Below are 21421 nucleotides of genomic sequence, written 5' to 3'. Positions count from 1 at the left end.
TGCGCCGCGCGATGAATCAGGGGTGTCAGCAGGCTACGCGCCTGAACCTGGCCCTCCCTAATCTCCGCAGGGAGTGTGGCCAGGACCACACCAGTGCCGCGGGTGGTCCTCACACCCGAGCGTAGGGCCTGCCGCAGCGACAGGCCTGGTAGGACGGGTGTGTTTCGCTTGGACTGGGTCCGAGGGAGGATGCGGACATGCCTTTGTTCAGGCGGCGCAAGGCCGCGACCGGTGATCCGATCGGCGAGTTCTGGGCCTGGTGGGCCGCGACCGGTGCCGCCGCGGTGGCGACCGCCGTCGCGAACCAGGACCCGAACTCGACCGCCGAGGAGCTGTCCCGGCACATCTCGCGGATCCACGGCAACCTCGACTGGGAGCTCGGTCCCGGCCTGCACGCCGCTCACGTCCTGGTGGTGACTGCCGCCGGCGACCCCGGTACCCGAGCCTTCGCCCGCCGCTGGTTGCGCGCGGCGCCGCCGTCGGACCAGACCTGGGAGTACGCCGACATGCGCCGCCCGGCCCCCGACGTCACCATCCGGTTCGAGGGGATGCCGCCGGTCCAGATCGACGCGGCGCTCGTCACGATCGAGGCGGACACCCGGGAGGCAGCGCTGCACGTCGGGGTGCACCACCCGGCCTTCCCCGACCTGCCCGAGCACCTGCAGAAGCGGGTGACGTTCCTACTGCTCGACCTTGTACTAGGTGAGGAGCTCGTCGAAACCTGGGTCGGCGCGATCGAGACCGAGGTCGAGCGGCCGGCGGACGCAGTACCGATCGCAGAGCTGCTGCCTGCCGTCGCGGCTTTCGCGGCAGACCATGTCGCCGAGGACGGCGGGCCGAGCTGGCGGCTGATGGAGGGCAAGACCGCGGACGGGGATCGCCTGGTGGCGACGGCGATGGTGCCGTTGCGGTCGGTCCAGCTCCCGCACCTGGACACGCACGTCGCCGTCTCGGTTCCGTACCAGGCGGCTCGCGAGGACGGCCTTCCGCTCGACGAGACGCTCAGCCACCTGCGCGACTTCGAGGATCACCTGAGCGACCGCCTCGAGGACTCCGGCCGCCTCCTCGCCCACGAGACCGCGGCCGGCCACCGGATCCTGCACTACTACGTCGACGGCACCACCCCGGCCGCCGCCCAGATCCAGGCTGCCGTCGCCGGCTGGCCGGACGGCCCGGTCGGCATCGACGTCTCCCCCGACGCCGCCTGGGAAGGCGTCCGCCACCTCAGCTGACGACCAGGCAGGGTCAAGCCCACCACTGGTGGGCTTGCACCGCCGGGGATGGCTAGGTCGTACGTCGTTTCAGCGTGGCCGCGCCGAGGGCCAGTGCAGCCAGGATGAAGGCGACGACGATCAGCGCGTCCATCCCGGCGCCGTCGCCGAAACCGTTGCCGCTGGCAACTTCTGTGACGGCGTCGACGGCGTACGAGAGGGGAAGGAAAGAGCTGACGGCGTGCAGTACGTCGGGGAGCTGGTCGCGCGGGATGAGCAGGCCGCAGAGCAGGAGCTGCGGGATCATCACGGCCGGCATCATCTGTACCGCCTGGAACTCGGTCGCCGCGAAGGCGCTCGCGAACAGGCCGAGCGCAGTACCGAGAACTCCGTCGAGGACGGCGACCACGCCGAGCTGCCAGGCGGCGCCGCGGATGTCCAGATCCAAGGCGTACAAGGAGATCGAGACGACCACGACGGCCTGGACGACGGCGATCAGCGCGAAGGCGAGCGCGTACCCCAGCAGGAAGTCGAGCTTGCCCATCGGCATCGTGAACAGCCGGGCGAGCGTTCCGGTCGAGCGTTCGCGCAGGGTCGCGACCGAGGTGACGATGAACATGATGATCGCCGGGAAGACCGCGAGCAGCGGCCCGCCGACCCGGTCGAAGGTGGACGGCGAGTCGTGGAACATCCACCACATCAGGCTGACCAGCAGGGCCGGCAGCACGATCAGCATCGCCACCGTGCGGTGGTCCCGGCGCAGCTGCGCGAGCACGCGGGCCGCCATGGCGAAGGTCACTCGCGGGGTCATCGGGCACCGGCCTTCTGGTCGATCAGGGTGAGGAAGGCCTGCTCGATGTCGTCGGTCCCGACCGATTCGAGCAGCGCCTGCGGGGTCTCGTCGGCGAGCAGTTCGCCGTCGCGCATCAACAGCAGACGGTCGCAGCGGACCGCTTCGTCCATCACATGACTGGAGACGAGCAGTGTCGCGCCGTCGGCTGCGAGGCGGTGGAAGAGCTCCCACAGGTCGCGGCGTAGTACGGGATCGAGACCGACGGTCGGCTCGTCGAGGACGAGCAGTTCGGGGCTGCCGAGGAGGGCCGCCGCCAGCGAGGCGCGCGATCGCTGGCCGCCGGACAGGCGGTCGACGCGTGCGTCGGCGTGACTGCGGAGGTCGACGGCGTCGATGACCCGGTCGACGTCGGCGGACGGGACGCCGAGCACTGCAGCGAAGAAGCGCAGGTTCTCCGTGACGGTCAGATCGCCGTACACGCTGGGCTCCTGGGTGACGTAGCCGATCCGGCCGCGCAGCTTGGCCGCTCCGGCGGGCAGGCCGAGCACGTCGACACCGCCGGTGACCTTGGCCTGCAGGCCGGCGATCGACCGGATCAGCGTCGTCTTGCCGCACCCGGACGGGCCGAGCAGGCCGGTCACCGAGCCGGCCCGGAGGTCGAAACCGACCCCGTGCAGAACCTCACGGTCCCCCCGCACCACCACGACGTCCCGGCAGGAGACCGCCACCGCGTTTTTCATCATGTGATGAATTTAGCGCGAACGAAGCCCGCTGGCAACACGTGGATCTCTTGGTCGGTGCGGAGTTTCAGGCGGTGAGGTAGTACTGGAGCACGGGCGCCATCCGCTCGATCAGCTCGGCGGCGTCGCAGGACGCGATGGGCTCCAGCTCGATCAGGTAGCGGGTCATCGCCATCCCGATCAGCTGGGTGGCGACGAGCGAGACACGGAGCCGGGCGTCCGGTACGTCGAGGGCCTGCGCGACCGGTTGCATGATCAGCTCGGTGACGCCCTCGCGCATCACCCGGGCGACCTCGTCGTTGCTGACCACGCTGCGCAGGATCGCCTTCATCCGCTGCTGCCCCTCGGCCGATTCCCAGACGCCGAGGAAGACGGTGATGATGCGGTCGCCGAGCTCGTCGCGCGGACCGTCCAGCACGTGCGCGGCGACCTGGCGCGGGTCGATCGGCAAGGCCATCGACTCGATGAACAGCTCGTCTTTGCTGTCGAAGTAGTGGTGCACCAAGGCGGCATCCACCCCGGCTTCCCGCGCTACCGCGCGGAGGGAGGTGGACGTGAACCCCTTACTGGCAAAGGCTTCCCGGGCGGCCCGCAGGATGTCGCCGCGTGTGTCCGGCCCGCCGGGCCGGCGCCCGGGCGTGCGCGCAGCGCCGGCTTTTCCGGCACCCCGGGCTCCGCCGGGCTCAGCCGGGCGAGCCTTCGGCGTACGGGATGTCACGCGTCGAGCTCCGACACCTCGCCGCTGCTGGTGACGGCGAAGGCGGAGCGGCGGGAGGCCGTGGCGTCGGCGTTGCGGACGAAGTGCTTGCGAGTGAAGTCGAGCGACTCGATCAGGTCGACCTCGCGCTCGGAGCGGGTCGTCGAGCGGCGGGTGTTGATCTCGATGATGATGTGGCCGCCGAAGTCCTGGTTCGCCAGCACCTGCAGGAGGTCGGCCGCGCGCTGAGTACCACGGCCCGGTACCAGGTGTTCGTCCTTCGCCGAGCCGGTGCCGTCCGTGAGGTGGACGTGCTTCAGCGTGCTGCCCATCGTCGCGGCGAGCTCGACGCAGTCCTGCTCGGCGGTCGACGCGTGCGACAGGTCGAGCGTGGTGTGGGCGTAGGTCTGCTCGGTCGGGTCCCAGCTCGGCGCGTACGCCTGCAGGCCCTTGCCGGGAGCGCGCCACGGGTACATGTTCTCGACCGCGAAGATGATCCCGGTCTCCGCCTCCAGCTTCGCGATGCCCTCGACGAACCCGCGCGCGTAGTCCCGCTGCCACCGAAAGGGCGGGTGGACGACGACCACGTCGGCCCCCAGTTCGCTGGCCGCCTCGGCACTGCGCTCGAGCTTGCCCCACGGGTCGGTGCCCCAGACGCGCTGGGTGATCAGCAGGCAGGGCGCGTGGATCGCGAGCACCGGCAGCTGGTGGTAGTCGACCAGCCGCTGGATCGCGTCGATCTGGGTGCTCAGCGGATCGATGCCGACCATCACCTCGACGCCGTCGTACCCGAGCCGGGCCGCCAGCTCGAAGCAGCTGGCGGTCGACTCCGGGTACACCGAAGCGTTGGAGAGGCCGATCTTCACGGTGTCGCGGGTCATCGTCTACTTGCCTTCGCGGTAGTTCATCGGGGCTGCAACTGGTCGAGGCGGGACAGGATCACGCCTTCGCGCAGAGCCCAGGGACAGACCTCGAGCGAGGTCAGGTCGAAAAGGTCCATCACGGCGTCGGCGACCAGCGCACCCGAGACCAGCTGGGTGGCCCGGCCGGGCGAGACGCCCGGCAGTTCCGCGCGCTCATGAGCGGTCATCGCGATCAACTTGGGCAGCCAGTCGGACAACGCCTCGCGGCTGAGCGAACGCGGTACGTATGGCCCGTCGTCGGACGGAGCCGCGCCGGTGATCCTGGCCAGCGACCGGAAGGTCTTGCTGGTCGCCACCGCGCGCTGCGGCTTACCGGCCCGCAGTACGTCGCCCGCGACCGCCGCCATCTCGATCCGGATCCGCCTGCGCAGCGCCCGCACCTCGTCCTTGTCGGGCGGGTCCAGGGTCAGCGACTCCCTGGTCAGCCGCCCGGCGCCCAGCGGCACGGACACGGCCACGGTCGGCTCCTCGTCGGATCCGGCCGCGATCTCCAGCGACCCTCCGCCGATGTCGAAGACAGCGAGCCGGCCAGACGACCAGCCGAACCACCGGCGTACGGCGAGGAACGTCAGCCGCGCCTCATCCTGGCCGGTCAGCACCTGCAGGTCGACCGCGGTCTGCTCCCGGACCCGGTCCAGCACCTTCTCGCCGTTCGGGGCCTCGCGCAGCGCGGAGGTGGCGAACGCCATCACCGACTCGCAGCCCTTGTCGGCGGCCAGCTCGGCCGCCTCGGAGATGAACGAGACGAGCTCGTCGGCTCCCGACTGGGCGATCCGGCCGTCCTTCTCGAGGTGCTCGGCCAGCCTCAGCTCGGTCTTGTGGGAGTACGCCGGGAGCGGCGCCGCACCACGATGGGCGTCCACCACGAGTAGGTGGACGGTGTTGGATCCCACGTCGAGTACGCCGAGCCGCATACCCTCACGCTACTTGACTCCGGGAGTTCACCCGATCGGCGTGCGAGCGTCTTCCCCAGGATTTGATCCCGCGGCGGCTGCCGCAGTACTGGCTTGGATGACCGAGTATCGCGGCGGGAAGCGTAGTCTTTCCGGGTGCCTGAGGTATCTCTTGACTTCCCCCGTGCCTATGCCGAGTTCGTCGACCCAGACGACGCCGCTCAGGTCTTCCGCTGCGACCTGACCTGGCTGACGTCCAACTGGACCTGCATCTTCGGCGGTGGCTGCAACGGCATCTACAAGGGCCGCCCGAACGACGGTTGCTGCACGCTCGGCGCGCACTTCTCCGACGAGGACGACGAGTCGCGGGTCAAGGGCTACGTCAAGCAGTTGACGAACGAGCAGTGGCAGTACCGCAAAGAAGGCAAGAAGAACGGCTGGGTCGAGACCGACGACGAGGGCGACCGCAAGACCCGCGTCTGGGAAGGCGCCTGCATCTTCCTGAACCGGCCCGACTTCCCGGCCGGCGGCGGCTGCGCGCTGCACGGGCTCGCGCTGCAGAAGGGCGTGCACTTCGTCGAGACCAAGCCGGACGTCTGCTGGCAGCTGCCGATCCGGCGGACCTTCCGCGAGGTCGAGCGGCCCGACGGTACGTCGTACACGGAGGTCGGGATCGGCGAGTACGACCGGCGCGGCTGGGGACCGGGCGGGCACGACCTGGACTGGTACTGCACCGGCAACACCGAGGCGCACATCGCGGTCGAGGCGGTCTTCGAGTCGAGCAAGGTCGAGCTCCAGACGCTGATGGGCCTGAAGGCGTACGAGGTCCTCGCGGAGTACTGCCGACAGCACTTGGAAGCAGCCCGTCCGTTGCTTCCGCACCCTGCTTCATTGCCTCTCATAACCTGACCCCACGCACTTGTTTTTCGTAGTTAGGGTTGCCTTTCTTCGACACCCCGGATCTGCGGGGTCAGTGGTTGACGGACAGAATGATCGGCATGCGCCTGGATCATCTGTCTTACGCCGCCGGCCCCGACGGGTACAAAGCGACGGTCGAGCGGCTGTCCGCCGTGCTCGGCGCGGAGTTCGTCGACGGTGGGGTGCACCCGCGCTTCGGCACGGTGAACCACATCCTGCCGCTGGGGAACGACCGCTACATCGAGGTCGTCGACGTGCTCGACCACCCGTCGTCGGACAAGGCGCCGTTCGGGCAGGCGGTCCGCGCTCGCAAGGAGCTCGGCGGCGGCTGGCTCGGCTGGGTCGTCGCAGTCCGCGACATGGCCCGGATGGAGCAGCGCCTCGGGCGTGACGCCGTCCCCGGCAACCGGCACCGCCCCGACGGGGTGAACCTCACCTGGCGGCAGATCGGCGTCAAGGGCCTGATCGCTGACCCGCAACTGCCGTTCTTCATCCACTGGGACGACCTGACCCAGCACCCGTCCGTCGGCGGCAAGGGCGTCAAGCTGACCGGCCTGGAGATCGCCGGCGACCCCACCCGGGTCACCGACTGGATCGGCCACCCCGCCGACCACCTCCTGGACGACCTCGACGTCGCCTGGGTCGGCCCGAACGGCCAGCCCGGCCTCGTCGCCGCCGTCTTCCAGACGCCGGACGGCATCGTCCGCCTTTGACCCCACCCCAGATCCTCGCCACCTCGGGCGTCCTCGAGGGCGACCGATCCCGCACGCTGGGTTTGATCCGGTACGCCGTATCGCTGGCGGCCGTCCCCGGTCAGGCAAGGCTCTGCTTCATCCCCACCGCCGAGGGCGACAACCCACTGGCGCTGGAGTGGTTCGAGCAGACCTTCGGCAACGATCCCGCCATCGCGGCCAGCGTCCTCACGTTGTTCACCTCGCCGAACGTGCCCGATCTGCGGGAACACCTCTTGGCCCAGGACGTCGTCTGGGTCGGTGGAGGCAGCGTGGTGAACCTGATGGCGGTATGGCGAGCGCATGGACTGTACCGGCAATTGGTTGCTGACGGCGCTCTCCCGTCGGGGTATGCGTCGAAGGCGATCGCGAGACCGAGATCGTGCCGCGGTTCCTAGAGGAGTTCTAGGTCCGTCAGCGATGTCTCCAGGTGGGCCAGAAGGCGTTGGAGGTGGGGAACAGTGCGGCGGCAGCCGACCAGCCCGAAGTGGAGTTGGTGGTCGTAGCTGGTGACGCTGATGTTGAGCGCCTGGCCGTTGAGGACGATCGAGGCGGGATAGGTGCCCAGGAGGCGGGAGCGGTTCCAGTAGAGAGGACTCTCGGACGGGCCCGGGATGTTGGAGATGACCAGGTTGTACGGCGGTGTGGTGCGGCCGGCCAAGCCGGGGATCACGGCGGCGGGGCCGGCCGAGCCCAGGCCGAGGGCGCCGATCATCAGGTTCTGCAGGGGACTGAGTTGGGACAGGACGCTCTTGCCGTACGTGGTCGACTCCATGATCCGGCGGATGCGGCGCTCGGGGTCGAACTCGTCGGTGGCCAGGTCGGCGATCAGGGTGGCGAGCGAGTTGCCACCGCCGGCACCGTTGCCGTCGGCACTCCTGAGCGACACCGGCACCATCGCCGTCAAACCCTTTTCCGGAAGGGCTCTGAGGTCGATCAGGTAGTTGCGCAGGGCACCTGAACACATCGCGAGCATCACGTCGTTGAGGGTCGCGCCGGTCATCGCGCGGACCTTCTCCAACCGCTCCATCGGCCACGACTGCGCGGCGAACCGCCGAGCTCCCGTGATGGGCTGGTTGAAGACCGTCTGCGGCGCCTGGAAGGCCACCGACGAGTGCTCGTGCTGCAGAACCCTCAGCGCGCTCCTCAACCCCACCGGCGACAGCCCGGCGACATCAGCCAGCAGCCGCCCCACTCCCCCGACGGCCTTCCCTGCCTCGCCCGGCAACCGCCCCACCGCAGAGAACAACTCGGCAGCCGTCGGCAGTCCGGCCCCGAAACCAGTCGCCGCCGACTCATCAACGGGCGACTCGGGCTTGCCCGCCAAACCAGCGTCCGGCAGCGAGTAGGTGGCCGGCATGCCGGCCAGGGTGGGATCCGGCGTGAGGGTGTTCTGCATCCATTTGAGGGCGGTGACGCCGTCGATCATGGAGTGGTGGATCTTGCTGTAGACGGCGAACCGGCGACCCTGGACGCCTTCGATCAGATGCATCTCCCAGAGCGGGCGATGGCGGTCGAGCAGAGTGCCGTGGAGGCGGCTCGTCAGCTCGAAGAGCTCTCGGTAGCGGCCGGGACGCGCGAGTCCGGAGAGCCGCACGTGGTACTCGAGATCGATGTCGCGGTCCTGGTCCCAGGACCAGTAGCCGAGGTCGAGCGCCCGGTGGCGGACCCGGCGGGTGAAGAGCGGGTTGACCGTCTGGTCGCGCACGATCTCGTCGTACAGGCGGGACACGTAGTCCCGGGTGCCGTCGGGGAAGACCTGGTCCCGGGCGCCCTCGGGCAGCTCGAAGAGCATCAGCCCACCGACGTGCATCGCCTGCTCGCGTGTCTCGCCGAGCAGGAACATCGCATCCAGCGGCCCCACTGCGGTCATCCGTCCTCCGCCCCGGAACAAAGTCGCCTCAGGCTGTTACTCGTGCTAACAGCCTGAGGCGACTTTAGTTACCCCCGCAGTATCTGCAAGGTCAGGGACCCGTTCAGTCGAGCGGGCGGTAGTTCAGTCCGAGCGCCTCGATCCGCGCCAGGTGCGGGCGGAGGCGGCCGAGGAACTCGTCGTACGACGTCTTCGGCGAGCCCCAGGCGCGCTCGGCGAAGGCGGACAGCCGCGGGAGCAGCATGTAGCCGACGCGGTCCGGGCCTTCCATGTACTCCGTCCAGACCTGGCACTGGGTCCCGACGATGCGGGCCTTCTCCTCGGCGGTCAGGCCGGGCGGGATCACCTCGAAGTCGTAGACCTTCTCCAGCGGCGTGAAGTGGCCGATCGCGAGCGGCTCGGTCTCCGGGTCGCCCTGGTAGTAGTCGAAGTACACGGACTGGTTCGGCGCCATCACCACGTCATGGCCGGCCTTCGCCGCGATCTCACCACGGTCGGGACCGCGCCAGGCCATGATCACCGCGCTCTTCGGGCAGTCCGTCTCGACCATCTCGTCCCAGCCGACCAGCCGCCGGCCGGCCTCGGTCAGCACCGCCGAGACCTGCTCGGTGAACCAGCCCTGCAGCTGCCCGGCATCGGTCAGCCCGAGCTCGGCCTGCCGCGCCTGCGCCGCCTCCGACGTCCGCCACTGGACGTCGGGGCACTCGTCGCCACCGAGGTGGATGTACGGACCGGGGAAGATGTCGAGCACTTCCCGCAGTACCGTCCGGACGAAGTCGACGGTCGCGTCGTTGACGTTCAGGACGTCGTCGCTGATCCCCCAGACCTGCCGGACGCCGAGCTGGGTGTCCGGGTTGTTGCCGAGCTCCGGGTACGCCGCGATGGCCGCCTGCATGTGGCCGGGCAGGTCGACCTCCGGTACGACGGTGATACCGCGGTCGGCCGCGTACGCGACGATCTCGCGCAGGTCGTCCTTGGTGTAGAACCCGCCATGCGGCGTGCCGTCATAGGTGAACTCGGTCTGGCCGTGCGACATCTTGCCGACCATGGACTCGGGCCGCCAGCCGCCGACCTCGGTGAGCTTGGGGAAGGCGTCGATCTGGATCCGCCAGCCCTGGTCGTCGGTCAGGTGCAGGTGCAGGACGTTCATCCGGTGCAGCGCGATCGTGTCGATCACCTGCAGCACGAACTCCTTCGGCATGAAGTGCCGGGAGACGTCCAGCATCATCCCGCGCCAGCCGAACCGCGGCGCGTCGGCGATGTGCACGGCCGGTACGGCCAGGCCGCCGTCGACCTCCGTCGCCGCGTCGAGCAGCTGGGCGTAGGTCTGCTCGGCGTACCGCAGCGACTCCGCCGAGCCGGCCGACAGGCGAGCGCCGTCGGGCGTCACGTCGATCCGGTACTCCGTCTCGCCGAGGTTCTCCACGACGGTACGGATGGCGTCGGCGGCCGGGTCGGCGGTGATCCACTGGCCGTCGGCGGTGACGAGCTCTCGGGGGGCGGGGACGATCGCGATCTGTTCGGACATCCGGACTCCAGGTGAGGGCAACGGAACTGACAAACGAAGGCTGGCGACGAAAAGCCGCTGACCGCGACCCTACCTGCGTTCCCAAGCCCGCGCCCACCTCGGGTCCACGCTCTGAACTGCTCATAAATGGCCCACTGGAGACATTCCCAAGCACTCTGCCGCCGCGCGGAAAGTACCTGCCGAAGCACCATTCGGGTGAGAAGGTGAGCGAGTGCCCGCCGACCCCGACTCCACTGATCCAGCCCAGGCCGTACAGGACGTAGTACCGGCTACTGCTGCCTCTTTGCAGCGCGGGACGTTGTGGGTGCTGGTGGTCAGCAACGTGTTGGGTGGGGTGGCGGCTGCGAGTGGGTTCGCGGTGGCGGGGTTGCTGGCCGAGAGCATCTCGGGGTCGACCTCGATGGCGGGACTCGTCGCCACCTCGACGACCCTCGGCGCCGCGATCCTCGCCGTGCCATTGGCCAAGCTGGCTCGCTCGCAGGGGCGGCGGACTTCGCTGACCGCCGGCTACCTGATCGCCGTCGCAGGCGCGCTGCTCAGCATCGTCGCCGCGCAGATCGACTCGCTGGCGCTCCTGCTCTTCGCCGGTTGCCTGTTCGGCAGCGGCTCGGCCGCGAACCTGCAATCCCGGTACGCCGCCACCGACGCCGCCGACCCCAAGCACGTCGCCAGCTCGCTGTCGATGGTCGTCTGGGCCACCACCATCGGCGTGGTCGTCGGCCCCAACCTCACCGGCGTCGGCGGCTCGGTCGGCGCGTCGATCGGCGTGTTCACGCTGGCCGGCCCGTACCTCTTCTCCGTCGTCGCTTTCGCCCTCGCACTGACAACCGTCTGGTTCGGACTGCGCCGCCTCCAGCAGGTCACCGCCCGGACCACCCTCGAACGCCAACCCCTCGCTGCCACCTTCCGCCGGGTGATGGCGATCCCGCATGCCCGCCTCGGTCTGCTCGCGATCGCCTCCGCGCACGCCGTGATGGTCGGCGTGATGTCGATGACGTCGGTCCACCTGCGCCACCACGGCGCCTCGCTCACCATCGTCGGCTTCGTCATCAGCGGCCACGTCGCCGGTATGTACGCCTTGTCTCCCGTGATGGGCTTCCTCGCCGACCGCCTCGGCCGCATCCCGACCATCGCGATCGGCCTCACCGTCCTGGCCGGCTCGATGGCCGTGGCAGCACTGGCTCCGGACGACGCTCACGGCCTGACCGCACTCGCCCTGTTCCTGCTCGGCCTCGGCTGGTCGGCCTGCCTGGTCGCCGGCTCAACGCTGCTGTCGCGCTCGGTCCCCGACGACATCCGCACCTCGGCGCAAGGCCTGTCCGACCTCACGATGGGCATCTTCGCCTCCCTCGCCGGTATCGGCGCCGGCCCGATCCTGGCCCAGCTCGGCTTCCACTGGCTCGCAGTACTGTGCGGCCTCCTACTCGTCCCGGCGGCCTTGCTCACAGCAACGACCAGAACTGTCCGTACTACGAGTTAGCGTGGCTCGCATGAGTGAGGTGAGCCTGCGGGCGATCACGGCGGACGACTTCCCGACCCTGTTCGAGAACCAGTACGACCCGGCCAGCGCCTCGATGGCCGGCGTACCGCGCCGGGAGGAAGCCGACTTCTACGAGCGCCGGACGAAGGTCGAGGCGAATCCGGCGAACGACACCCGGGCGGTCATCGTCGACGGTGAAATGGCCGGTGACGTGGTCAGCTGGACCGACGAGGGCGGCCGGCACGTCGGCTACCGGATCGCCCAGCGGTTCTGGGGCCGCGGGATCGCGACCTCCGCCTTGCGGCTGTTACTCGCCGAGATCACCGAACGACCGCTGAACGCCGATCTCCTGCAGACCAACGTCGGCTCCCGCCGCGTCCTGGAGAAGTGCGGCTTCCGCCTGCTGGGACCGGACGAGCTGCCCGAAGAGGTCGAGCCGGACTCGCACTACTTCCGCCTGGATTGATCCCTAGTTGCCTCAGGCAACATAATTGACGGTGCGCCGACCCGGCGTGCCGAGATCGTCGAGCGCGATCGCGTGGTGGGTGAAGAGCGGGGCGCTGGTTAGGGTTGCGGCGTGGCGAACATAGCGGAAGGCGGCATTCCAAGTCCCAATATCTGGCACCACCCAGCCGTGTACGAAGTGGAGAACCGGGCCGTCGATCCGGACGGCGTGATCGAGCCGGCGATGCGGGCGATCCGCGACTGGGCGGGCGCGACGGTGCTCGATCTCGGCTGTGGGACCGGCTTCCACCTGCCGATGTTCGCGGCCACTGCCGGCCGGGTGATCGGGGTCGAGCCCCACGGCGAACTCGCGGCCGCTGCGCGACGCCGTACCAGGGAACTCCCGAACGTCGAGGTCCGGCAGGGTACGGCGCAGAAGCTGCCGGTCGTGGACGCGTCGATCGACGTGATGCACGCGCGCTGGGCGTACTTCTTCGGACCGGGCTCCGAGCCGGGACTGGCCGAGCTGGACCGGGTGATGCGCCGCGGCGGCACCGCCTTCGTGATAGACAACGACGGCTCGCGCTCGACCTTCGGCCACTGGTTCAGCCAGAGCTACCCGATGATCAAGCCGGCCGAGGTCGAACGATTCTGGACCGCGCACGGCTGGCAACGCGCTCCCCTGGACATGGGCTGGCGGTTCGAGCGGCGGGAGGACCTGGAGGCGGTCGTCCGGATCGAGTTCAAACCCGCCGAAGCCGAGCGCTACCTCGCCACCCATCGCGGCCTCGAGGTCGACTACGCCATCAACCTGTGGAGCAAGACCTACTGAAACGCCGACTCACGGAATTTGTCGGGAGGTTCGCCTAGGTTGGTGCCCATGGTGAAGGCAACGGGGTCTACCAGGTCCAAGACGGCGGGGAAGTCTCCGTTCGCCTGCAGTGAGTGTGGGTGGACTACGTCGCGCTGGATCGGGCGATGTGGTGAGTGTCAGGCGTGGGGGACGGTGGCCGAGGTCGGGGCGGCCAAGGCTGCTCGGATCACTGCCGGGCCGGTGTCGTCGCCGGCGATGCCGATCGCCAAGGTCTCCGCGGTCGAGGCCGAGTCGCGGCCGACCGGGATCGGTGAGCTGGATCGGGTGCTGGGCGGCGGGGTCGTACCCGGTGCGGTGATCCTGCTCGCGGGTGAGCCCGGGGTCGGCAAGTCGACGTTGCTGCTGGAGGTCGCCGCACAGTCGGCCCGGCGCGGGCAACGCACGCTGTATGTCTCCGGCGAGGAGTCCGCGGCTCAGGTCCGGCTGCGGGCAGGGCGCACGGACGCGCTGGTCGACGAGTTGTACCTCGCGGCCGAGACCGATCTGGGCGCGGTCGTCGGGCAGGTGGACGCCGTCGATCCGACGTTCCTGGTGATCGACTCGGTCCAGACGATGGCGCATCCCGAGGTCGACGGGGCGCCCGGTGGAGTCACCCAGGTCCGTGAGGTGACCGGCGCACTGGTCCGGCTCGCCAAGGAGCGCAACATCGCCGTCGTGCTGGTCGGGCACGTCACCAAGGACGGCGCGATCGCCGGCCCGCGGATGCTCGAGCACCTGGTCGACGTGGTGCTCGCGTTCGACGGCGACCGGCATTCCGGGTTCCGGATGGTGCGCGCGACCAAGAACCGGTTCGGCCCGTCCGACGAGGTCGGCTGCTTCGACATGGTCGACACCGGGATCATCGAGGTGAGCGACCCGTCCGGCCTGTTCGTGTCCGAGCACGCCGAGCCCGTCGCGGGCACCTGCGTGACGGTGATGATGGAAGGACGCCGGCCGTTGCTCGCCGAAGTACAGGCGCTGGTCGGTCCGTCGGCGGCGCCACAGCCACGGCGGACGACGTCGGGGCTGGAGTCGTCCCGGGTCGCGATGGTGCTCGCCGTGCTGGGCAACCGCGCGGGGCTGAAGCTGACCGACCAGGAGGTGTACGTCGCGACCGTCGGCGGGGTGAAGATCACCGAACCCGTCGCGGACCTCGCGGTCGCCATCTCGGTCGCGTCGTCGGTGATGGACAAGCCGATCCACCCCGGCCTGATCGCGATCGGCGAGGTCGGCCTGGCCGGTGAGGTCCGGCGCGTCGGCGGTCTGGAGAAGCGGCTGGCCGAGGCGGCCCGGCTCGGCTTCACCAAGGCGATCATCCCGGCCGACGTCCCGAACCGCTCGAAGGACTCCAAGCCGATGGACATGCAGGCCAAGTACGGCCTGCGCACCTTCGCCGCCGGCGACATCCGCGCCGCCCTGAGCGCCGCCGGCCTCGCCTGACCACCAGCCTCGCCTGAGCACCGCCGGCCTGACTGGCCTGACTGACTGGGCGGATTGGCGGGGCTGGCCGAGGTGCTGGGTGTGAAGGGATGCCTGGATCGCGTCGCCGGGCTGTTGGGCTGTTGGGCTGTTGGGCTGTTGGGCTGTTGGGCTGTTGGGAAACTATTCGTCGCCAGGTGCAAGTTTCTTTCCCGCCAGCACCCGGTCGCGGCTGGCTCCCCCGACCGAGGAGGGAAATACCCTCGAAGCGGGGGACAACCCGCCCCGGTTACGGACGGAACCCTCCCCAAACCGGTTAAGCGGCTCGCATTTCGGGCTGGGGCACCGGCCGCTGGCAGGTTTCGGTACCGCTAGCGCGCTACTTCACGCCAGCGGTACAACAACCCGCCAGCCGACCTCGGCCGGGTCCCTACGCCACCCGCGACGGCGCCAAACCGGCGAGCAGGCCACCGATGGCGGGTTGTCGTGGGATTGGCGCGCTGCGTCATGTCAGCGCTATGACAATCCGGCCGTTGAGCCGGGGCCGCCCGGGCGAAGCGGATCCACATGATCCAGACCACACCGCGAGCGCGATGGTGAGACGGGTGTCTACTGGCCGGTACGAGGGAACGTACTCTAGTTGCCGCCCCCAAACGCGGCTGCTGATCCAGGCCGCCCCCTCTCCCGGAGGAGCACGCGAGATGACCGGTTCCAGAGTTGTCGCCCTCGGCCACTACCAGCCCGAGCGGGTGCTCACCAACGCCGAACTGTCCACCATGGTCGAGACCAACGACGAGTGGATCCAGAGCCGCGTCGGGATCAAGGAGCGCCGGATCGCGGCCCCCGACGAGCAGGTCGACGAGATGGCCTGGCGGGCCGCCGAGAAGGCCGTCGCCAACGCCGGGATCGACCTGGCCGAGATCGACATGGTCGTCGTCGCGACCTGTACGGCGATCGACCGCTCACCGAACATCGCCGCCCGGGTCGCCGCCCGGCTCGGGCTGGGCAGCCCGGCCGCGCTCGACGTGAACACCGCCTGCTCCGGGTTCAGCCACGCGCTCGCGACGGCCGACCACGCGATCCGCGCGGGTGCGGCGTCCAAGGCGCTGGTGATCGGGGTCGAGAAGCTGAGCGACTGGACCGACTGGACCGACCGGACCACCTGCGTACTGATCGGCGACGGCGCCGGCGCGGCCGTGCTGGTCGCCTCCGACGAGCCGGAGATCGGCCCGGTCGTGTGGGGTTCGGTGCCGGAGATGTCGGACGCGGTCCGGATCGAGGGCCGCGACGGGACGTTCGCCCAGGAGGGCCAGAGCGTCTTCCGCTGGACCACCACCCAGCTCCCGGTGATCGCCCGGCAGGTCTGCGAGAAGGGTGGCGTCACCCCCGAGGAGCTCGGCGGCGTCGTCCTGCACCAGGCCAACCTGCGGATCATCGACCCGCTGGCCAAGCGCCTCGGCGCGGTCAACGCGGTCATCGCGCGCGACGTGGTCGAGTCGGGCAACACCTCGGCGGCGAGCATCCCGATCGCGCTGTCCAAGCTGGTCGAGCGCCGCGAGATCCCGGCTGGTGCGCCAGTCCTCCTCTTCGGCTTCGGCGGCGGCCTGTCCTACGCCGGACAGATCATTCGCTGCCCGTAGTACGGGCTGAGCGGCCGGCTGGGGCCGCGACACGCGGTACGGCGACAGTTGGTCACCTGTTACCGGATTGGTGATCGCGGCGTGGCCGGCCCGCGCCCGAATCGCCTTCCGGGCCGGCCGGCTGCCGGAACACCGCTCAGCCGCGACGTGCACGATGCGGTTGCACGATGCGATGCACGTGCGTTTGCAAACGCGACCGGATCGCCGCGGCCCGGTGGGCCGCAAAGCCGGTACGGCGGTCACATCACGCCTCTGAGCCGCATAGACTCAGGGACCGTGGCCCCGAATTCCGACAAGAACAGCACCAACGCCCGGATGCGTGCGACCCTCGCCGCGGTGGCGCCTGGTACCGAGCTGCGTGAAGGCCTGGAACGAATCCTGCGGGGCCGTACCGGCGCCCTGCTGGTCCTCGGACAGGACAAGGTGGTCGACGCCATCTCGACCGGTGGGTTCGAGATCGAGGTGGAGTTCACCGCCACCGGTCTGCGCGAGCTCAGCAAGATGGACGGCGCGATCATCCTCGACCGCGACATGTCCCGGATGCTGCGTGCCGCCGTGCACCTGATGCCGGACCCGTCGATCCACACCGAGGAGACCGGCACCCGGCACCGCACCGCCGACCGGGTCGCCCGGCAGACCGGCTTCCCGGTCATCTCGGTGTCGCAGTCGATGCACATCATCGCGCTGTACGTCGACGACCAGCGCTACGTGCTCGAGGACTCCGGCGCCATCCTGTCCCGCGCGAACCAGGCGCTGGCCACCCTCGAGCGCTACAAGCTGCGCCTCGACGAGGTGTCCGGCACGCTGTCCGCGCTGGAGATCGAGGACCTGGTCACGGTTCGCGACGTCGCCGCGGTCGCCCAGCGGCTGGAGATGGTCCGCCGGATCGCGACCGAGATCGACGGGTACGTCGTCGAGCTCGGCACCGACGGCCGGCTGCTCACCCTGCAGCTCAACGAGCTCGTCGCGGGTGTCGCCGGTGAGCGTGAGCTCGTCGTCCGCGACTACCTGCCGCCGGCGGCCGGGCGCCGCCCGAAGACGGCCGAGGACGTCCTGCTCGAGCTCGACGCCGTCAGCCCGACCGACCTGCTCGACATCGGCATGGTCGCCCGCGCCCTGCAGCTCGGTGGCGCCGAGCAGCTGGACGCGGCCGTCACCCCGCGCGGCTACCGTCTGCTCGCCAAGGTGCCCCGCCTGCCCGGCGCGGTCATCGACCGGTTGATCGAGCACTTCGGCCACCTGCAGAAGCTGCTCGCCGCGAGCATCGACGACCTGCAGACCGTCGACGGCGTCGGCGAGAACCGCGCCCGCACGGTCCGCGAGGGCCTGTCCCGGCTGGCCGAATCGAGCATCCTCGAGCGGTACGTCTAACCGCTCCGCTGTACTGCGAACGCGGCGCCGGCTGACCTTCAGCCGGCGCCGCGTCCTTTTGTGCTGCCCGTCCGGGACTTGCCTGATCACCCGACGGCGGGTAATACTCCAGGTGGAATAGTTCGGGCGGAATAGTCGGAGTGGGCGATTTGGCTGAGATGACGCCGCTGGCGATCGCGGTACTGGCGCTGCTGGTCGAGCGGCGGATGCACGCGTACGAGATGTACCAAGTGCTGCTGCAGCGGCGGAACGACCGGTTGCTGAAGGTGAAGCCGGGCTCGCTCTACCACACGGTCGAGCGGCTGGCGGGGCAGGAACTCGTCCGCGCGACCGGCACCGAACGGGCCGGCAACCGGCCCGAGCGGACGACGTACGAGATCACCGACGCCGGGAAGTCGGCGCTGGAGAAGCGCGTCCAGAGCGGGATCGAGACGTACACCTACGAGTACCCGTTGTTCCCGGTCGTGCTGAGCGAGGCGCACAACCTGGAGACCGGCGACGTGGTGACCCGGCTCAGCCGGCGGCTGGGCGAGATCGACCTGCTGGTCGGCGAACTCGACGCGGCGATCGCCGAGGTGACCACGCGGCGGGTGCCGGAGCCTTTCTGGCTCGCCGCGGATTTCAACCGGACCGTCCTGGTCGCCGAGCGCGACTGGCTGACGACCCTCCTCCAACGGATCGAGAGCAAGGATCTTTCATGGCACCACCGCAAGAGCAAGTGACACCCGACGTCCGGCCGTGGCCGGCGCTGTGGGCACTCGTACTGGGCTTCTTCATGATCCTGGTCGACTCGACCATCGTGTCGGTGGCGACGCCCTCGATCCTGAGCGACCTGCACACCGACGTCGGCAACGTCGTCTGGGTGACGAGCGCCTACCTGCTCGCGTACGCCGTACCGCTGCTGATCACCGGCCGGCTCGGTGACCGGGTCGGGCCGAAGAAGCTCTACCTGGCCGGCCTGACGCTGTTCACCATCGCGTCGGTCTGGTGCGGACTGACCAACTCGATCGAGATGCTAATCATCGCGCGCGTCTTCCAGGGCCTCGGCGCGTCGATGATGACGCCGCAGACGATGGCGGTGATCACCCGGATCTTCCCGGCGAACGAGCGTGGCAAGGCGATGAGCCTGTGGGGTGCGACCGCCGGCGTCGCGACCCTGGTCGGCCCGATCCTCGGTGGCGTGCTCGTCGACGGGCTCGGCTGGCAGTGGATCTTCTTCATCAACGCGCCGATCGGCGTGATCGGCTTCGTGCTGGCCTGGCGGCTCGTACCGGACCTGCCGACGCACGAGCACAAGTTCGACCTGATCGGCGTCGCGCTGTCCACGATCGGCCTGTTCTGCCTGGTGTTCGGCATCCAGGAGGGGCAGAAGCACGACTGGGGCCAGATCGTCGGACCGATCTCGGTCTGGGGCCTGATCATCGCGGGGCTGGTGGTGATCGCGGTGTTCCTGTTCTGGCAGGCCAAGAACAAGGGTGAGCCACTGCTGCCGCTGTCGTTGTTCAAGGACCGCAACTTCTCGCTGGCCAACACGGCGATCACGACGGTCGGCTTCGCGATCACCGCGATGGCGTTCCCGTTGATGCTGTACGCGCAGAGCGTGCGCGGGCTCAGCCCGACCCGGTCGGCGTTGCTGCTCGTGCCGATGGCCGTCATCTCCGGTGCGCTCGCGCCGTTCGTGGGACGCCTTACGGACAAGACCCATCCGCGGTATCTCGCCGGTTTCGGGCTGCTGTGCTGCTCGGTGTCGATGTTCTGGCTCAGCCAGGTGATCGAGCCGGACGTGGCGATCTGGCAACTGCTGCTGCCGATCGCGTTGCTCGGTGTCGCCAACGGCTTCATGTGGGCGCCGCTGGGCACTACTGCGACCCGCAACCTGCCGATGCACCAGGCGGGTGCCGGTGCGGGCGTCTACAACACCACGCGTCAGGTCGGTGCGGTACTGGGCAGCGCGGGCATCGCCGTACTGATGGAGGCGCGGCTGGCCGCGAACCTGCCGGCGATGCAAGGAACTGTGGTCGAGGGCGCCGGCAAGCTGCCGGAGGCGTTGCGGCAAGGCTTCAGCGACTCGATGGCACAGTCGCTGATACTGCCGGCCGCCGTCTTGCTGATCGGCGTGGTTGCGGCGTTGCTGTTCAGCAAGCCGTCCTTCATGAACAAGCCGGCCTCTGAACCCGCAGCCTCAGGAGTTGTGGAGAGCTAGACGATGGTGAAGGCCTGCGCGGCCGAGGCGCGTCCGTCGTAGATCGCCTTGACCACATAGGTTCCGGGCTTGGCCTGCAGTTGACCAGGCAGGCAGCCCGGGCGCGACCGGCGGCCGTCCCAGAGGACGGTCGCCGTCGACTGCTTGCCTTTGGCAAGGACCAGGGTGGCCCGCGGAATCACCTTCTCGCAGTGTTCCGTGGTCCAGATCTGGTCCTTGCCGGAGGTGACCGTCAGCGACAGCTCACTCGGGTCGATCGCGGCCTTGCACTCGTCGCGGACGGCGCTCAGCTGGATCACCAGGTTCAGCGAGTTGCCCGCGGCGAGCGTGCGGCTGACCGGTACGACGTCGATGGTCACGTCGTCGCCCTGGCACTGGACGTCCTTCGGGGTCTCGCTCGTCTTCGGAGTCTCGGTGGCCTTCGTGGTCTTACCCTCGGTCTTGCCGGAGCTCTTGGCGCCGGGCGTCGGGGTGGGCACGACGGTCGGGCCGGACGAGGGGTTCTGCCCGGGATCGGTGGCTGCCGAGTTCTTCGGGTCGCCGCCGCCGCTGACCACCCGGACCAGGACGAAGACCAGCGCCACCAGGACGACGAGCACGAGCGCCCGCCGGAACCAGTACACGCTGGCGGGCAGATGCCCGACCGGTCGGAGCAGGCTGCTCATGCTGGCACCTTAGTGTCAGGATTGTGCTCGACATGTCAGACTCGCCGCTCCCCCGCTCATCGGCCCGCAGGTCGCGCGCGACCGCCGCCGCTCCCACCGCTGCCGCGTCAGGCGCCGCTCCCGCACGAGCCGCCTCCGGGCGCTCGTCGTCGGGCGCCGCCGCCGCTCTACATGAGCCGATCCTCGATTGGTACGCGGTGCATGCGCGCACGCTGCCCTGGCGCGAGCCGGATGCCGGGGCGTGGGCGGTGATGGTCAGCGAGTTCATGCTGCAGCAGACGCCGGTCGCGCGCGTGCTCCCGGCGTACGAGGTGTGGATGAAGCGTTGGCCCAAGCCGGCCGACCTGGCGGCGGAGGCTCCAGGTGAGGCTGTGCGGGCCTGGGACCGTCTGGGGTACCCCAGGCGCGCTCTGCGGCTCCATGCGGCGGCTAGGGCGATCGTGGAGCAGCACGGCGGCGTAGTACCGGACGACCACGCGGCGTTGCTCGCACTGCCGGGCGTGGGGACGTACACGGCGGCTGCGATCGCGTCGTTCGCGTACGGGCAGCGTCATGCGGTGGTCGACACCAACGTGCGGCGAGTGTTCGCCCGGGCGCTCACTGGGGCGGCTCAGCCGAGCATCTCGCCCACTGTCGCCGACCTGCGGCTTGCTGTCTCCGCACTGCCCTCGGATGAGCCCACGGCGGCCCGCTGGGCGGTGGCGACGATGGAGCTGGGCGCACTCGTCTGCACTGCCCGCAGCCCGCGCTGCTCCGACTGCCCGATCAGCAGCCGCTGCGCCTGGGTACTGGCCGGCAGCCCGCCGTACGACGGTCCGCCGCGCAAGGGGCAGACCTATGAGGGCACCGACCGCCAAGTGCGTGGCCGCCTGCTCGCGGTACTACGAGCAGCTCACGGCCCAGTCGCCAAAAGCGCACTGGACGCCTGCTGGCCGGAGCAGATCCAGCGCGAGCGTGCACTGGACGGCCTGGTCGCCGATGGCCTGGTAGACCCGGTCGCCGACAACAGCTACCGCCTGCCCGCGTAACCACCCCGGCG

Annotated in this window: 21 protein-coding genes; 13 read left to right on the top strand and 8 right to left on the bottom strand. The window is 69.4% G+C overall.

Annotation, left to right across the window (positions count from 1 at the left end; all coding sequences use genetic code 11):
• Positions 1-197: 197 nt before the first annotated feature.
• Positions 198-1232, top strand: a complete 1035-nt coding sequence (locus G3I17_RS23090) for a DUF695 domain-containing protein (protein ID WP_164599632.1) — start codon at positions 198-200, stop codon at positions 1230-1232.
• Positions 1233-1284: 52 nt separating this feature from the next.
• Here G3I17_RS23090 and G3I17_RS23085 read toward each other — a convergent pair whose 3' ends face one another.
• The 5 genes from G3I17_RS23085 to G3I17_RS23065 all read right to left on the bottom strand — a co-directional run bounded on the left by G3I17_RS23085 (position 1285) and on the right by G3I17_RS23065 (position 5278).
• Positions 1285-2022, bottom strand: coding sequence for an ABC transporter permease (locus tag G3I17_RS23085; protein ID WP_164599631.1), 738 nt, complete (start codon positions 2020-2022; stop codon positions 1285-1287).
• Positions 2019-2747 (bottom strand): ABC transporter ATP-binding protein, encoded by a 729-nt coding sequence (locus G3I17_RS23080; protein WP_164599630.1) that lies wholly within the window; start codon positions 2745-2747, stop codon positions 2019-2021. The genes G3I17_RS23085 and G3I17_RS23080 overlap by 4 nt, the downstream gene beginning before the upstream one ends.
• 64 nt (positions 2748-2811) lie before the next feature.
• Positions 2812-3462, bottom strand: coding sequence for a TetR family transcriptional regulator (locus tag G3I17_RS23075; RefSeq protein WP_203590614.1), 651 nt, complete (start codon positions 3460-3462; stop codon positions 2812-2814).
• A complete protein-coding gene (locus G3I17_RS23070; RefSeq protein WP_164599629.1) occupies positions 3459-4322 on the bottom strand; it encodes a sugar phosphate isomerase/epimerase family protein in 864 nt (287 codons plus the stop codon). Before G3I17_RS23070 ends, G3I17_RS23075 begins: the two co-directional genes overlap by 4 nt.
• Positions 4323-4345: 23 nt before the next feature.
• Positions 4346-5278 (bottom strand): Ppx/GppA phosphatase family protein, encoded by a 933-nt coding sequence (locus tag G3I17_RS23065; protein WP_164599628.1) that lies wholly within the window; start codon positions 5276-5278, stop codon positions 4346-4348.
• A gap of 135 nt (positions 5279-5413) precedes the next feature.
• Here G3I17_RS23065 and G3I17_RS23060 point away from each other — a divergent pair, with 135 nt between their 5' ends.
• The 3 genes from G3I17_RS23060 to G3I17_RS23050 all read left to right on the top strand — a co-directional run bounded on the left by G3I17_RS23060 (position 5414) and on the right by G3I17_RS23050 (position 7304).
• Positions 5414-6166 (top strand): hypothetical protein, encoded by a 753-nt coding sequence (locus G3I17_RS23060; RefSeq protein WP_164599627.1) that lies wholly within the window; start codon positions 5414-5416, stop codon positions 6164-6166.
• An 89-nt stretch (positions 6167-6255) separates the two neighbouring features.
• Positions 6256-6888 carry a VOC family protein gene (locus G3I17_RS23055; protein WP_164599626.1) on the top strand — a complete coding sequence of 211 codons (633 nt, stop codon included), beginning with the start codon at positions 6256-6258 and terminating at the stop codon, positions 6886-6888.
• Positions 6885-7304, top strand: coding sequence for a Type 1 glutamine amidotransferase-like domain-containing protein (locus tag G3I17_RS23050; RefSeq protein WP_164599625.1), 420 nt, complete (start codon positions 6885-6887; stop codon positions 7302-7304). The genes G3I17_RS23055 and G3I17_RS23050 overlap by 4 nt, the downstream gene beginning before the upstream one ends.
• Here the strand turns inward: G3I17_RS23050 and G3I17_RS23045 are convergent.
• Both G3I17_RS23045 and G3I17_RS23040 read right to left on the bottom strand, forming a co-directional pair.
• The gene (locus tag G3I17_RS23045) at positions 7301-8779 is read right to left on the bottom strand and encodes a wax ester/triacylglycerol synthase family O-acyltransferase (protein WP_164599624.1); all 1479 of its coding nucleotides are present in this window, start codon (positions 8777-8779) and stop codon (positions 7301-7303) included. The two genes, G3I17_RS23050 and G3I17_RS23045, sit on opposite strands and share 4 nt — an antisense overlap.
• A gap of 103 nt (positions 8780-8882) precedes the next feature.
• Entirely contained in the window at positions 8883-10307 is a 1425-nt protein-coding gene (locus G3I17_RS23040) for a beta-N-acetylhexosaminidase (protein ID WP_164599623.1), read from the bottom strand.
• A 211-nt stretch (positions 10308-10518) separates the two neighbouring features.
• On the opposite strand from G3I17_RS23040, the gene G3I17_RS23035 reads away from it, so the two are divergent.
• The 8 genes from G3I17_RS23035 (at position 10519) to G3I17_RS23000 (ending at position 19717) form a co-directional block, all read left to right on the top strand.
• Positions 10519-11787 carry an MFS transporter gene (locus tag G3I17_RS23035; RefSeq protein ID WP_164599622.1) on the top strand — a complete coding sequence of 423 codons (1269 nt, stop codon included), beginning with the start codon at positions 10519-10521 and terminating at the stop codon, positions 11785-11787.
• 10 nt (positions 11788-11797) lie between these two features.
• Positions 11798-12253, top strand: a complete 456-nt coding sequence (locus G3I17_RS23030) for a GNAT family N-acetyltransferase (RefSeq protein ID WP_164599621.1) — start codon at positions 11798-11800, stop codon at positions 12251-12253.
• Between the two features lie 111 nt (positions 12254-12364).
• Positions 12365-13063: a class I SAM-dependent methyltransferase gene (locus G3I17_RS23025; protein WP_203590613.1), complete on the top strand. Its 699-nt coding sequence runs from the start codon at positions 12365-12367 to the stop codon at positions 13061-13063.
• Between the two features lie 48 nt (positions 13064-13111).
• Entirely contained in the window at positions 13112-14524 is a 1413-nt protein-coding gene (radA, locus tag G3I17_RS23020; protein ID WP_164599620.1) for a DNA repair protein RadA, read from the top strand.
• Positions 14525-15204: 680 nt separating this feature from the next.
• Positions 15205-16143: a beta-ketoacyl-ACP synthase III gene (locus tag G3I17_RS23015; protein WP_164599619.1), complete on the top strand. Its 939-nt coding sequence runs from the start codon at positions 15205-15207 to the stop codon at positions 16141-16143.
• A 276-nt stretch (positions 16144-16419) separates the two neighbouring features.
• A complete protein-coding gene (disA, locus tag G3I17_RS23010; RefSeq protein ID WP_343238383.1) occupies positions 16420-17514 on the top strand; it encodes a DNA integrity scanning diadenylate cyclase DisA in 1095 nt (364 codons plus the stop codon).
• Positions 17515-17672: 158 nt separating this feature from the next.
• Positions 17673-18236 (top strand): PadR family transcriptional regulator, encoded by a 564-nt coding sequence (locus G3I17_RS23005; protein WP_164599705.1) that lies wholly within the window; start codon positions 17673-17675, stop codon positions 18234-18236.
• On the top strand, positions 18212-19717 hold the full coding sequence (locus tag G3I17_RS23000) for a DHA2 family efflux MFS transporter permease subunit (protein ID WP_164599618.1): 1506 nt from the start codon (positions 18212-18214) through the stop codon (positions 19715-19717). Before G3I17_RS23005 ends, G3I17_RS23000 begins: the two co-directional genes overlap by 25 nt.
• Here the strand turns inward: G3I17_RS23000 and G3I17_RS22995 are convergent.
• Positions 19714-20382, bottom strand: coding sequence for a hypothetical protein (locus tag G3I17_RS22995; RefSeq protein ID WP_164599617.1), 669 nt, complete (start codon positions 20380-20382; stop codon positions 19714-19716). The genes G3I17_RS23000 and G3I17_RS22995 overlap by 4 nt on opposite strands.
• Positions 20383-20414: 32 nt before the next feature.
• On the opposite strand from G3I17_RS22995, the gene G3I17_RS22990 reads away from it, so the two are divergent.
• Entirely contained in the window at positions 20415-21410 is a 996-nt protein-coding gene (locus tag G3I17_RS22990; RefSeq protein ID WP_164599616.1) for an A/G-specific adenine glycosylase, read from the top strand.
• Positions 21411-21421: the final 11 nt, after the last annotated feature.

Origin of the sequence: Streptomyces sp. SID13031 (assembly GCF_010548305.1) — a bacterium.
Classification (GTDB): domain Bacteria; phylum Actinomycetota; class Actinomycetes; order Propionibacteriales; family Kribbellaceae; genus Kribbella.
This window is presented reverse-complemented; position numbering and strand designations above follow the sequence as displayed.

Excerpts from the sequence above, each read along its gene's own strand:
- G3I17_RS23030 (WP_164599621.1), top strand. The coding sequence starts at position 11,798 with ATGAGTGAGGTGAGCCTGCGGGCGATCACGGCGGACGACTTCCCGACC.
- G3I17_RS23070 (WP_164599629.1), bottom strand. The coding sequence starts at position 4,322 with ATGACCCGCGACACCGTGAAGATCGGCCTCTCCAACGCTTCGGTGTAC.
- G3I17_RS23055 (WP_164599626.1), top strand. The coding sequence starts at position 6,256 with ATGCGCCTGGATCATCTGTCTTACGCCGCCGGCCCCGACGGGTACAAA.
- radA (WP_164599620.1), top strand. The coding sequence starts at position 13,112 with ATGGTGAAGGCAACGGGGTCTACCAGGTCCAAGACGGCGGGGAAGTCT.
- G3I17_RS23085 (WP_164599631.1), bottom strand. The coding sequence starts at position 2,022 with ATGACCCCGCGAGTGACCTTCGCCATGGCGGCCCGCGTGCTCGCGCAG.
- G3I17_RS23045 (WP_164599624.1), bottom strand. The coding sequence starts at position 8,779 with ATGACCGCAGTGGGGCCGCTGGATGCGATGTTCCTGCTCGGCGAGACA.
- G3I17_RS23080 (WP_164599630.1), bottom strand. The coding sequence starts at position 2,747 with ATGATGAAAAACGCGGTGGCGGTCTCCTGCCGGGACGTCGTGGTGGTG.
- G3I17_RS22995 (WP_164599617.1), bottom strand. The coding sequence starts at position 20,382 with ATGAGCAGCCTGCTCCGACCGGTCGGGCATCTGCCCGCCAGCGTGTAC.
- G3I17_RS23005 (WP_164599705.1), top strand. The coding sequence starts at position 17,673 with ATGACGCCGCTGGCGATCGCGGTACTGGCGCTGCTGGTCGAGCGGCGG.
- G3I17_RS23065 (WP_164599628.1), bottom strand. The coding sequence starts at position 5,278 with ATGCGGCTCGGCGTACTCGACGTGGGATCCAACACCGTCCACCTACTC.
- G3I17_RS23090 (WP_164599632.1), top strand. The coding sequence starts at position 198 with ATGCCTTTGTTCAGGCGGCGCAAGGCCGCGACCGGTGATCCGATCGGC.
- G3I17_RS22990 (WP_164599616.1), top strand. The coding sequence starts at position 20,415 with ATGTCAGACTCGCCGCTCCCCCGCTCATCGGCCCGCAGGTCGCGCGCG.
- G3I17_RS23040 (WP_164599623.1), bottom strand. The coding sequence starts at position 10,307 with ATGTCCGAACAGATCGCGATCGTCCCCGCCCCCCGAGAGCTCGTCACC.
- G3I17_RS23000 (WP_164599618.1), top strand. The coding sequence starts at position 18,212 with ATGGCACCACCGCAAGAGCAAGTGACACCCGACGTCCGGCCGTGGCCG.
- G3I17_RS23015 (WP_164599619.1), top strand. The coding sequence starts at position 15,205 with ATGACCGGTTCCAGAGTTGTCGCCCTCGGCCACTACCAGCCCGAGCGG.